Here is an 11601-nt window from a genome sequence, read left to right as displayed (position 1 = left end):
ACGACATCAGGGCCGGGCGCAGAGACCGATCATGCCGGTGCTGCCCGCCGGGCAGGTGCCCTGCGCGTCCGAGTCCAGGTTGGCCGGGCCACCCTTCTGACAGGTGGCAGAGGCCAGCACCTCACCGGTCTCGCAGGAGAGCGAGCAGCCGGTCTCCGGGCAGGAGAGGGCGCGCACGACCCGGAACGGCGCCGCGCCCGCCGTGGCGGCTTCGCCCTTCGGGCCGGGAGCTCCCTGATCGCCCTTGGGGCCGGTGTCTCCTTTGGGACCGGTGTCTCCCTTGGGGCCGGGCGGGCCGGCGGGGCCTGCCTCGCCCTTCGGTCCCTGGTCTCCCTTCGGTCCCTGCTCGCCTTTGGGCCCCGGCTCGCCCTTCGGGCCCGCCGCGCCGGGCGGCCCCTGAAGCCCGGCGCTGCCCTGCGGCCCGGTTTCGCCCGCCTTGCCGGCCGGCCCCTCCGGAGCACAATGGGCGATGACCGCTTCCCGCTCGTCCTCTCCGGCCTTGACGACCGCGACGCAGGTCGCGGGCCGGTAAGGCAGCCGGAACTCGAAGCGTCCGCGCCGGTCGGACAGGACCGAGATGTCGTCGTCGAGGATCACGGTCGCGCCGGCCTTGCGCACGCTGCCGCTGATGCGCAGATCGCCGCCCTCGATGCGGGCATCCCAGATCTGGATCGGCTGGCTCGGCGGCTTCGGCCGGTTACGGGCGGGACGCGGCGGAGCGGTCTCGTTCTGCGCCGGCTGCTGCGCCGAGGCCGGAGCGGCGAGAGCGAACCCCATCGCGATCAGGATCGGCCACGCGAAAGGTCTCACGGCGCGCATCGCTGGCATCCCGGCTCTCCCCATGATCTGCGCCGTTCTCAAGCGCGGCGGGGCGAAGGTTTCCGTCGCGGGCTCCCCACGGTCAAGCCCGCCGTGATGTCCACAGCGGACAACAGGCGATGTCCACAGGCCATCCATTTCGTGCGAGACGCCTTTTTCATAGCTGTCCACAGCTCTGTCCCCAGATGTCCCCGGCGCGCTCGGGGGAAGGGATATGGAAAATCGCAAGCCAGCGCCGAGCCGATGCCGTAAGAAGGCCGCTTGAGCTTCCGGGCCCGGCCGTTGCGATGGCCGTGCGGCCGATTGGGAGCGCCCCTGAAGACCGATTGCCGTCATGCTGCGCCCGCTCCTCGCCGTCCTGCTCCTCGTCTCCACCGCCGCACAGGCCGACGAATGCGACGGGCTCGCCGCCCGGATCGCCCAGGCCGTCGGCGCGAAGAAGGTCGGCCGCCGGGTCGGCCCGAGCATCGACATCCGCGCGGCGAGCGGGGTGCGGCTCGACCTGACCTGCCGCGCCCAGCCCATCGTCCAGGCCTCGTCGTCCGATGCCTCGCCATCGCCCGAGTATTTCCGCGAGCTGACCCAGGCCTCGGAGCTGGTGGTCGGCGAGCCGGCGCAGACCGTGCAGCCGATCCTGGGCCGAGCCTACGAGACGGCCCTGCGCGAGGGCCGCAAGTCGTTCATCCAGCAGAACGGCTGGTCGGCGAGCTGCTACACCGACAGCGCCGGCAGCCTGCGCACCCTCTGTTCGGTCGGGCGTATCCCGACGGAGTGAGGCTTCAGCCGGCAGGCATCGGAGGCCCCTGGAACGCGTTCGCGCTTGAACGAAGCGCGCGCCCGCGCCAATGCGGAGGCCAATGATCCTCGAAAAGGGTCCTGGAAGGAAACGCGAGATGGCCGACCCGACCGTCAACCACCTGTTCGACCTCGTGCGCACCCATCTCCCGGCCGATCCGGGCGGCAAGACCTTCATCGAGACGCATGACGGCAAGCGGTTCAGCTATGCCGACCTGCTCGCCCGTTCGGGGGCCTATGCCGGGGCCCTCGCCGGCCTCGGGGTGAGGCCCGGCGACCGGGTGGCGGTGCAGGTCGAGAAGAGCGCCGAGGTGATCTTCCTCTATCTCGGCGCGGTGCGGGCGGGCGCGGTCTTCCTGCCGCTCAACACCGCCTATACCGGGCCGGAGATCGCCTATTTCCTCGGCGATGCCGAGCCCGCCCTGTTCGTCTGCGATCCGGCCCGCGCGGCCGAGCTGTCCGAGGTCGCCGGCCGAGCCGGCGTCCCTGAGATCCGCACCCTGGATGCCGGCGGGAGCGGGAGCATGGCCGAGGCCGCGGACGGGGCCAGCACCGACTTCGCCGACATTCCCCGTGGGCCCGACGACCTCGCGGCGATCCTCTACACCTCGGGCACGACCGGGCGCTCCAAGGGCGCCATGCTGAGCCACGACAACCTCGCCTCCAACGCCCTCACCCTGGCGCAGTACTGGCACTTCGGCCCTGACGACGTGCTGATCCACGCGCTTCCGGTGTTCCACACCCACGGCCTGTTCGTGGCCACCAACATCGTTCTGGCCACAGGCGGCACGATGCTGTTCCTGCCCCGGCTCGATGCGGGCAAGATCCTGGAGCTGATGCCGCGGGCCACCGCGATGATGGGGGTGCCGACCTTCTACACCCGCCTGCTCAAGGAGCCGGGCCTGACGAGGGAGGCGACGGCCCATATGCGCCTGTTCGTGTCGGGCTCGGCGCCCCTGCTCGCCGAGACCCATCGGGAATGGTCGGAGCGCACCGGCCACGCGATCCTCGAACGCTACGGCATGACCGAGACCAACATGAACACCTCCAACCCCTATGAGGGCGCGCGGCGGGCCGGCACGGTCGGCTTCCCGCTGCCGGGGGTCGCGCTGCGCGTCGTCGATCCCGAAACCGGGGCGCCCCTCGGCCCCGAGGAGGTCGGGATGATCGAGGTCAAGGGTCCGAACGTGTTCAAGGGCTATTGGCGCATGCCGGAGAAGACCGCCGCCGAACTCAAGGTCGATGGCTTCTTCATCACCGGCGATCTCGGCAAGATCGACCGCGACGGCTACGTCCATATCGTTGGCCGCGGCAAGGATCTCATCATCACCGGCGGCTACAATGTCTATCCGAAGGAGATCGAGACCGAGATCGATGCGCTTCCGGGCGTGGTCGAGTCGGCGGTGATCGGCCTGCCGCACGCCGATTTCGGCGAGGGCGTCACGGCGGTGGTGGTGCCGGGCGCCAATGCCCCGGACGAGGCTTCGATCATCGCCGCCCTCGAAGGCCGGCTCGCCAAGTACAAATGCCCCAAGCGCGTGCTGTTCGCGCCGGATCTGCCACGCAACACAATGGGCAAGGTGCAAAAGAATCTTTTGCGCGAGGCCCATGCCGAGCTCTACCGCTGCTAGCGTATGATCTTGCGCCGGTTCTTGACCGCGACCCGTCGCCTCATTTCGAGGGGCCCTGCTCTCACGTCTGTGATGTGATGCTTCGCGGCGGGCGGTGATAGGAGTGCCGCGCGACACTCCCGATCCGCTGAAATCCCGTCCCCGTCGCGGCAGCGCGGCGGGACTTTGCATGAGGATCAGGCGGTGGGCCCGCCCTTCGGGGCATGCGTCCCGGAAATGGGGGCGCTCACGCCGACGGCTTTACACCGTCATCGAACCGGGGAGATGTGTTCGACCGTGACCAGCAGTGCCGAGCAGGACCGGATCGTCGCCGAACTGGTCCGCGTCTCTGACAGCTCCGATCCGTTCGCCGCCGCCGTCAAGGCGACGCGGATGCCGATGCTCATCACCGACCCGCACCGGCCCGACAACCCCATCGTCTTCGTCAACCAAGCCTTCATCAAGCTCAGCGGCTACAGCCGCGAGGAGATCCTCGGGCGCAATTGCCGCTTCCTGCAGGGGCCGGAAACCGACCAGGCCGACATCGCCAGGATTCGCGACGCGATCGAGCGGCGGGTGCCGATCGAGATCGATCTGCTCAACCACAAGAAGTGCGGCGAGGTGTTCTGGAACCGCCTCCTGATCTCGCCGGTCTTCGACGAGGAGGGGCAGCTCACCTATTTCTTCGCCTCGCAGTTCGACGTGACGCTGGAGCGCGACCGGCTGGTGCGGCTCCAGCGCGACCGCGACGCCCTGGAGCAGGAGATCGAGCGCCGCAACGACGACCTGACCCGCAGCGAGCACCGCCTCGAATTCATGCTCGCCGCCGGCCGGCTCGGGGCCTGGAGCCTCGATCTGACCGAGCGCCGCCTCGTCGCCTCGGACCTGTGCAAGCTCAATTTCGGCCGGCCGCTCGGCGAGCCCTTCACTTATGACGATCTCGTCGCCGCGGTGGTGCCGGATGACCGCGAGCGGATGCAGGCGGCGATGCAGGCGGCCATCGCGGGCCGGACCGATTACGACGTGGAGCACCGCGTCGCGGCGCCGGGCGGCGAGGTCCGCTGGGTTCAGCTGCGCGGCCGGGCCTCTTACCGGGCGGACGGGTCGCCCCTCTCCATGGCCGGCATCTCCCTCGACGTGACGGACCGCAAGCGGGCCGATGAGCAGAGTGCCTTGCTCGCCGCCGAGATGAAGCACCGGGTCAAGAACTCCATCGCCACCGTTCAGTCCATCGCCCACCAGACCCTACGCAACGCCGCCTCGCTGGAGGATGCGCGCAAGACCCTGGACGCGCGACTCAACTCCCTGGCCTGCGCCCACGACATCCTCACCTCGGAGACGACCGCCGGCGCCACCCTCGCCGAGGCGGTGGAGAGCGCGCTGCAGCCGTTCCGAGTCACCCCGCGCAACCGCATCCGCGTCGGCGGGCCGGAGGTGCGCCTGACCTCGCGCCTGACGCTGGCCGTGGTGATGGCGCTGCACGAACTCGCTACCAATGCCGTGAAGTATGGCGGTCTCTCGAACGAGTCGGGCCGGGTGATCCTGAACTGGGACGTCGAGGGCACGGCCTCCCAGCGCCTCGTGATGCGCTGGGAGGAAGTCGACGGCCCACCGGTCGAGAAGCCCTCGCGCGTCGGCTTCGGCACCCGCATGATCGAGCGGGTGCTGGCCGCCGAGTTCGGCGGCGAGGCGAAGATCGATTACCGCCCCTACGGCCTCGTCCTGACCGTGGAAGCGCCCCTGCCGGAGCCCGAGGGCGGCTGAGGCGCTCGCAGAGGAAGCGTGATCGGCGAGCCCGCATCGGGGCTCGGGATCCTTGCGGTCGCGAGGCTTCCGCCAAGTCCCTCCTGCTGGCAAGTCCCTCTCGCATCAGGGGACCTCGAAGCACACCGCACCGCCTGTCCCGGTCGCCCGATCTCGCAGGATCGACCGTTCCGGGGGGGCGCGGCTTGGCGTGCCCCACAAAACTCCCGATTCCGCATCGTGTCCTCTCTGGCGGCGACGGCGCAGCGGGCGTGTTGTGAGAGACATTCAAGCTTCGCTCGGCGCCTCGGCACGAGGGTGTCGAGAAATCCCAGGAGAGCAGGCTCGAAACAGGCTCTGATACGGGAACCGCTCGATCAAGGCGGTTCCAAATGTCGGCAAGCCCGCGCGGCGCCTGAGCGAAGCCCAGATCCGCCTTCCCGAAGCGATCAAACGGATTTGGTATGACCCTGCTCTACAAGGCATGATCTGGCGGTGCGGCAGCCGTCTTGATCCCGGCGGATGCGCGCCGTTGCGGCTTGGTTTACGGCCTCGGCCCGAAACCGATCCGCGAAGCCCCGGAGAATCGACGTGTCCGCGAAACAGCCCGCCGAGGCGGGGCGGAGCATGGCCCGCGATCCGCGGCGGCTCGCTGGCATCGCCCTGATGTGCGCGGCCCCGGTGTTCTTCGCCGGCCTCGATACCACCGGCAAGGTCCTGGCGGGGGCGGGCGTCGATCCGCTGCTCACCACCTTCATGCGCTACGCGGTCAACGTCGCGCTGGTCACCGCCTTTCTCAACCCGGTGACGCGGCCCGGTGTGGCGCATTCCCGCCGCCTGCCCCTGCAGATCCTGCGCTCGCTGCTGCTGTTCGGCTCCACCGCCTGCAACTTCCTGGCCCTGCGCTCGCTCCAGCTCGCCGAGACGGTCTCGATCCAGTTCGCCGCGCCTCTCACCGTGGCGCTGCTGGCGGGGCCGCTGCTGGGGGAATGGTCGTCGCGCACGCGGCTGGCGGCGGTGGCGGCCGGCTTCCTCGGGGTGCTCATCATCGTGCGACCGGACGCCGTCGTGGCCAAGCCGGCGATGCTGTTCAGCCTCGGCAACATGCTCTGCTACGCGTTCTACGTGCTGGTGACGCGCAAGCTCGCGGCCTACGATTCGACGGCGACGACGGTGTTCTATACCGGCCTCGGCGGCCTCGTCGTGATGAGCCCGCTCCTGCCCTGGGTCTGGACGACGCCGGGCTCCGGCACGGTCTGGGCCCTGCTGCTGGCGGTGGGGCTGTTCGGCACGGTCGGGCACTGGCTTCTGGTGCTGGCCCATGCCCGGGCGCCGGCCAACCTGCTGGCGCCCCTCATCTACACGCAGATCCTGTGGTCGGTTCTGCTCGGCTACCTCGTCTTCGGCGACGTGCCGAGCGTCTGGACGCTTTTCGGCGCCGGGGTGATCGTCGCTTCGGGCCTCGTCCTGCTCAGCGAGGATGCCCTGGCCCGCAGACGGACGCGGCGAGACTGAGGGTCCCTTGCAAAATTCCCGCTGCTCCGTCCTGCCCGAAGGTCAAGCGGCGCGAATCCGGGAGTTTTGTGAGGCGCTCTGAACTCTGCCGCGCCCGGTACAAGCTCAGCGAGAGTGGCGGCGGCGGTGATGGTGATGCCGGTGCGAGCGCATGTTGGTGCGGTAGGCGCGCCGACCCGGATCGATGCCGAGCACGCCGTTGACGCCGCCGACCGCGCCGCCGACGGCACCGCCCACCACCGCGCCGACCGGGCCGGCGACGCGGTCGCCTTCGGCCGCACCGCGGCGCATGCCGCCGGGAACGCCCTGGGCCTGGGCTTCACCGGCCAACGGCAGGAGGCAGAGCATCAGGCCGGCGACGACAGCGAGACGTTTCATGGCGGCATTTCCTCTTCGGGAAGCGAGACTTGCCGGCGGAACCCTCTTCAGGAGTCGCGGCCGGATGCGTCCCAACGGAGCTTGGCCCTTTCCGGTTCCGGTGAGCCGGCTCGCTGTCTCCGGAGAGATGTGGACATGCGAAGGCGCCGGCCTCTCGCGAGAACCGGCGCCTGAAAACATCCTGTCGAAACGGTCGGCGGTGACGCCGTGTCAGGTCTGCTGCGTGCGCCGCGGCCGGACCTGCCAGCGCTCGAACGCCTCGGTCACCTCCTCGTCGCGGCTCGGCTCCTGCGGGTTGCGGATCGCCGCGCCGAGGGCTTTGGACAGGCTCTCGATCACGTCGTCGATGCGCGCATCCGGCGGCAGCTTCTCCGACGACTCGGCTGCGGCCGGAGGCGGCGCCTCGGCGGCTGCGGCCGGGTTCTGCGGCTCCTCGGCCGGCGGAGCAGCCGGTTCGGGGGCGGAAGCTTCCGCTGGTGCGGACTCCTCCGGCTTCGCCTCCGCAACCGGCTCCGGTGCGCTCTCGGCCGGGGGAGGCTCTTCGCTCGGCTGAGGTTGCTCCTCGGACTTCGCTTCGGGCGGGCTCGTCGGCTCGGTCACGGCGGCGGCCAGGAGCGCCTCCGGGACCGGGGCCGGCTTCGGCGACTCGGGCGGACGCGGCGGAGCCGAGATCTCCCGCGAGGGTGTCGGCTTCGGCGGCGAGGAGAGCGGCGGGCGGCCGGAGCCGAAGCGCGGCTCGATCAGGTCGAGCACGGCGTCCAGGGCGGCATTGCTCAGGGGGATGTCGCCGGGAGTCGGGAGGCCGGTCAGGGCGATGGCCTGGCCGTCATAGGCCTTATCCGCCGTCACCTCGGCGCCGAACCAGACCGGCGGCGTGAAGCCCTGGGCGGCTTCGGCGTCGGGAAAGACCAAGCTGGCAATGTCGAGGCCCGATGGGCGCACGTAGCGGTCGATCAGCGCCTCGCCGGAGCCGCCGAGGGACACGGTCGTGCGCTCATAGACCGCCCGGCCGGCGCAGACATCGAGGAGGGCCTCGCCATGGGCGCGCGGCACTTCCGTGCGCTCCTCGGCCATGGCGCCCTCGGCGCCGGTCATCAGCACGAGGTAGCAATTGGAGCCCTGCACCCGCACGAACGAGGTCCGCCCGGCCTGAGGCGCGAAATACCCTTCGGTGACGCGGGCGCCGCCCCGCTCCTTGCGCAGGAGACGGACCAGCGAGGGCGCCACGAGAAACCGGCGAACGACACTCATTCACTTCCCTCCGCGGGTCGGCATGCCCGGCCCGGAATCGCTCCGGGCGCGACGGCCTTCGAGACGCGAGGCCGGCCCCGTGTGAGACCGGCGACTGCCCACCGCTTGAGGCGGGCGGTCCGCGAAGACCGGGGCGTTAACCTCTTCTTCACGCGGACCTTCATGGCGAAGTGATGAGCCCGAAACAACCACGCGGCAAGCCTGGAGGCCGAAAAGGCGTGGGAATTACGGGTTCAAGGTGTGAATTCAGCCCTCGGGCTCGAAGTCGAGGGCGACGCCGTTCATGCAGTAGCGCAGGCCCGTCGGCGCCGGGCCGTCCTCGAAGACGTGGCCGAGATGCCCCTTGCAGCGGGCGCAATGCACCTCGGTGCGGGTCATCCAGTGGCTACGGTCGACTTGCGTTTCCACGGCGCCTTCGAGGGGGGCGAAGAAGCTCGGCCACCCGCTCCCGGATTCGTACTTGGTGCCGCTCTCGAACAGCGGCGCACCGCAGCCGGCACAGAAGAAGGTGCCGGCCCGCTTCTCGGCGTTGAGGCAACTCGTGCCCGCCCGTTCGGTGCCGTGCTCGCGCAGCACGCTGTACTGCTCCGGCGTCAGCGCCGCGCGCCACTCGGCATCGCTGCGGATCTCCGGGTTCGTGTCGGCCACGTCGGATCCGGCCATGTCGCGTTCCTCCGGTCTCTTTCTCTGTATGAAAAATGGTGCCGGTTCCGCTTGTCGCGAGTGCGACCCGCCCACGCAAGCACGGATGACATCATCGGCGCAGCTGTGGCCGTGGCGTTGCGCCGCCCCGGCTCAGCACGGAGCGGCGGGATGATGGCCCGAGGCGGGCAGCGCGGCGTGTCAGGCCGCCGCGCCCACGGTGTCGGCCATGCGCGCGCCGCGCCGGCCCATCGGCTCCTGCGGCCTCGTGGTCGAGTCGCGGGCGGTCTGGTGCTCGATCTCGGCATTGATCTCGCCCCCGAGCAGGACGATCGTCGCCGAGATCCAGATCCAGGTCATGAAGCCGATCACGGCGCCGAGGGAGCCGTAGGTCTCGTTGTAATTGCCGAAATTCGCGACGTACCAAGAGAACAGGATCGAGGCGACGAGCCAGAGCAGGCCGGCGACGACGCTGCCCGCGCCGACCCAGCGCCAGCGTGCCCGCTCGCGGCTCGGGCCGTAGCGGTAGAGCACGGCGAGGCCGCCGAGCAGGACCAGCAGCAGCACCGGCCAGCGTGCCATGGCGATGAGGCGCGCCCCGTCGCCGAGGCCGAGGAAGTTGAACACCACCGGCAACACGACGATCGACGTCAGGGCGAGGATGATGAACAGCAGCGCGCCCGCGGTGAAGGTCAGCGAGCGGACGTTGAGCCAGAAGAAATTGCGCTTTTCCTCCTCCTCGTAGACGACGTTGAGCGCATCGAACATCGCCTTCATGGCGGCGTTGGCGCTCCACAGCGACAGCGTGAGGCTGGTGAAGAAGGTGAGCCCCAGCGTGCCGCTGCCCTTGGTGGCGATGCGCTTCACCTGCTCGCCGATGATGTCGATGGCGCTCTCGGGCAGGACGCCGTGCAGCGAGGCGAGGTGGACGTTGATGGTGTTCACATCGGCCACCAGCCCATAGCAGGTCACCAGCGCGGCGATGGCGGGGAAAAGAGAGAGCAGGGTGTAGAAGGTGACGCCCGCCGCCACCGACAGCACCCGATCCTTGTTGAACTCCTGGTAGACCCGCATGGCGATGTCCCACCAGCCGGGGGCCGGGATCTCGCCGGGGTGGTCGGCATCGCGCCCGCGATCGGCCTGGGTCGCTGCCACCCAACGGGCGGCACGGCCCTCATGGGAATGGGCCCCGCCGTTGCGCTCCTTGGTCTCGGACGGCTCGAGCGGTTCCGGCTCGTCGTCGGGCCGGCGCCGGGGGGCGGCGGCGAGCGCGATCAGGGCCGCACCCATCATCAGGGTCCAGATCACGGAGGCCGTACCCTCTGCAGGAGAGCGAGAGGGGGAGCGCGGGGAGGACGGCATCGTCGAACGAGGTCGGGCGCGAGCGCCGGGGAAGACGGCGATGAAACGTCGTCCAGGCTTGGCCGTTCCCTGACATCGCCACAGGAGAACGCCTCGCGGCCGTCAACAACGTCATTCCGCTCCGATTCCCTATCCTGACGTGCCGGAGAAAGCGGAAGGCGTCGAAGGATCTTCCAGAAGCCGCGCGGGAGCTGGAGGATCCTTCGAGACCCGCTGACCGGGGCACTGAACATCAGGAGTGTCAGGGAGGACGTGACAGATCGTGCTGAGAGTTCTTAAGGGCGCGACGGGCCGAATCTCTCCCACAAGGCAGCAGGGGGCATGCTCGAAAAGATCGGTTGCGTGCAAAGCGCTCGCTCGACCGCAATCGAGGCGATCAGTTCGAAAGCCGCGATCCGCCCGGTTCGTGGATCGGGCAGCCGCTATGCTCGGCCCGGAAGCCGGCGGAGGCGGGGTAGGCGGCCCGGCGCGCCCGCATGATCGAGCCCAGCGGCCGGTGTGCGGCGAGCGCGTGCCAGGGATTGAAGGCGAAGCCGTCGTCGATCCGGCGCACCTTGTCCTCGCTCCAGGCGTCCTGACGCGGCACGGTCAGGCGGGCCACGGCGACGTAGGGGCTCTGCTTCTCCGGCCAGGGTTTCGAGGCGTCCTCGACCGGCATGGTTTCCTCGTCGGTGCGCAGCTGTGCCCGCAACTCCCACACGCCCTCGTGCTCGGCGAAGAAGCCGGTCACCGCCTCGCGCAGGCCGTCGGGCTTGCCGTTGACGGTGAGGCTCGCTCCGGTGAGCGCCGTCAGCTCCGGCGAGACCGGCGCCACGGCGACCTTGGCGACGTAATCGCCCCAGCGCAGGGGCACCTGGCTGTAGAAGGTCTCGCCGAGGATATGGGTCTCGGGGTGACCGCCGAGGGAGATCAGCGTCGGGCTCTTGGTGCCGAGGCTTTCCAGCACCGTCTCGACGCCGCGCAGCACCGCCGAGAAGGCCTTCTTGAACACCTGCGGCGTGTCGGTGGTGGCCGCGAGCAGCTTGAGGCTCTTGAGGAAGGCCGCGTCATCCGGCGCCGTGAAGGCCGGCGCGTTGGCCATCACGAAATCCTGCGTCGTCCCCTCCACGCCCTCCAGCCGCTCGCCCTCGACGCCGATGATCTTGAGGGCGAGGCCGCGCGGGGTCGAGACGCTGTCGTCGAGGATGTCGCCGGGATTGGTGGAGAGGCGCAGCACGGCCTCGTAGGAGCCGGGTGTCGCGAACAGGCCTTGGGCCAGGGTCGGCGGAAGATCGTCCAGAACCTCAAGGCGGCCGACGAGCAGGCCATGTGCCTTGGCGTGGACGCCCCGGACCGCCCGTCCGTAATCCTCGAAGGTGGTGTTCTGGATCTTGGCGAAGGTCACCAGCATCTGCGCGTGAATGTCGTCTTCGTCGGTGCGCGGCTGCTCGACCGAAGGGTGATAGGGGATCGGGCTCGCGGCGCTCACGTCCAACCTCTCTCGGAA

At 69.6% G+C, this 11601-nt stretch carries 10 protein-coding genes; 4 read left to right on the top strand and 6 right to left on the bottom strand.

The genetic code is table 11. From position 1 onward, the window contains the following. Positions 1–6: 6 nt before the first annotated feature. The gene (locus MZTS_RS20190) at positions 7–819 is read right to left on the bottom strand and encodes a collagen-like protein (RefSeq protein WP_246482206.1); all 813 of its coding nucleotides are present in this window, start codon (positions 817–819) and stop codon (positions 7–9) included. 334 nt (positions 820–1153) lie between these two features. Here MZTS_RS20190 and MZTS_RS20185 point away from each other — a divergent pair, with 334 nt between their 5' ends. From MZTS_RS20185 to MZTS_RS20170, 4 genes are all read left to right on the top strand, one after another. Further along, positions 1154–1594 carry a hypothetical protein gene (locus MZTS_RS20185; protein WP_009865303.1) on the top strand — a complete coding sequence of 147 codons (441 nt, stop codon included), beginning with the start codon at positions 1154–1156 and terminating at the stop codon, positions 1592–1594. Between the two features lie 118 nt (positions 1595–1712). After that, complete coding sequence (locus tag MZTS_RS20180; protein WP_192285182.1) at positions 1713–3245, top strand: malonate--CoA ligase; 1533 nt, start codon at positions 1713–1715, stop codon at positions 3243–3245. 276 nt (positions 3246–3521) lie between these two features. Further along, positions 3522–4988, top strand: a complete 1467-nt coding sequence (locus tag MZTS_RS20175) for an HWE histidine kinase domain-containing protein (protein WP_192285181.1) — start codon at positions 3522–3524, stop codon at positions 4986–4988. 606 nt (positions 4989–5594) lie between these two features. Beyond that, entirely contained in the window at positions 5595–6482 is an 888-nt protein-coding gene (locus tag MZTS_RS20170) for a DMT family transporter (RefSeq protein WP_009865863.1), read from the top strand. Between the two features lie 105 nt (positions 6483–6587). On the opposite strand, the gene MZTS_RS20165 is transcribed toward MZTS_RS20170, so the two are convergent. The 5 genes from MZTS_RS20165 to MZTS_RS20145 form a co-directional block, all read right to left on the bottom strand. Next, positions 6588–6860, bottom strand: a complete 273-nt coding sequence (locus tag MZTS_RS20165; RefSeq protein WP_009865864.1) for a hypothetical protein — start codon at positions 6858–6860, stop codon at positions 6588–6590. A 210-nt stretch (positions 6861–7070) separates the two neighbouring features. Next, positions 7071–8111 carry a CYTH domain-containing protein gene (locus tag MZTS_RS20160; protein ID WP_192285179.1) on the bottom strand — a complete coding sequence of 347 codons (1041 nt, stop codon included), beginning with the start codon at positions 8109–8111 and terminating at the stop codon, positions 7071–7073. Positions 8112–8357: 246 nt separating this feature from the next. Then, a complete protein-coding gene (gene msrB / locus MZTS_RS20155) occupies positions 8358–8774 on the bottom strand; it encodes a peptide-methionine (R)-S-oxide reductase MsrB (protein ID WP_192285178.1) in 417 nt (138 codons plus the stop codon). Between the two features lie 180 nt (positions 8775–8954). After that, positions 8955–10115, bottom strand: a complete 1161-nt coding sequence (locus MZTS_RS20150; RefSeq protein ID WP_192285177.1) for a YihY/virulence factor BrkB family protein — start codon at positions 10113–10115, stop codon at positions 8955–8957. Between the two features lie 376 nt (positions 10116–10491). Beyond that, a complete protein-coding gene (locus MZTS_RS20145) occupies positions 10492–11583 on the bottom strand; it encodes a catalase family protein (RefSeq protein ID WP_192285176.1) in 1092 nt (363 codons plus the stop codon). Positions 11584–11601: the final 18 nt, after the last annotated feature.

This window comes from Methylorubrum zatmanii, from assembly GCF_014845115.1.
In the GTDB taxonomy this organism is placed as follows: domain Bacteria; phylum Pseudomonadota; class Alphaproteobacteria; order Rhizobiales; family Beijerinckiaceae; genus Methylobacterium; species Methylobacterium zatmanii.
The sequence above is the reverse complement of the archived record's forward strand: the minus strand, read 5'-3'. Positions and strand labels throughout refer to the sequence as shown.

Excerpts from the sequence above, each read along its gene's own strand:
- MZTS_RS20190 (WP_246482206.1), bottom strand. The coding sequence starts at position 819 with ATGCGCGCCGTGAGACCTTTCGCGTGGCCGATCCTGATCGCGATGGGG.
- MZTS_RS20185 (WP_009865303.1), top strand. The coding sequence starts at position 1,154 with ATGCTGCGCCCGCTCCTCGCCGTCCTGCTCCTCGTCTCCACCGCCGCA.
- MZTS_RS20180 (WP_192285182.1), top strand. The coding sequence starts at position 1,713 with ATGGCCGACCCGACCGTCAACCACCTGTTCGACCTCGTGCGCACCCAT.
- MZTS_RS20170 (WP_009865863.1), top strand. The coding sequence starts at position 5,595 with ATGGCCCGCGATCCGCGGCGGCTCGCTGGCATCGCCCTGATGTGCGCG.
- MZTS_RS20165 (WP_009865864.1), bottom strand. The coding sequence starts at position 6,860 with ATGAAACGTCTCGCTGTCGTCGCCGGCCTGATGCTCTGCCTCCTGCCG.
- MZTS_RS20160 (WP_192285179.1), bottom strand. The coding sequence starts at position 8,111 with ATGAGTGTCGTTCGCCGGTTTCTCGTGGCGCCCTCGCTGGTCCGTCTC.
- msrB (WP_192285178.1), bottom strand. The coding sequence starts at position 8,774 with ATGGCCGGATCCGACGTGGCCGACACGAACCCGGAGATCCGCAGCGAT.
- MZTS_RS20150 (WP_192285177.1), bottom strand. The coding sequence starts at position 10,115 with ATGCCGTCCTCCCCGCGCTCCCCCTCTCGCTCTCCTGCAGAGGGTACG.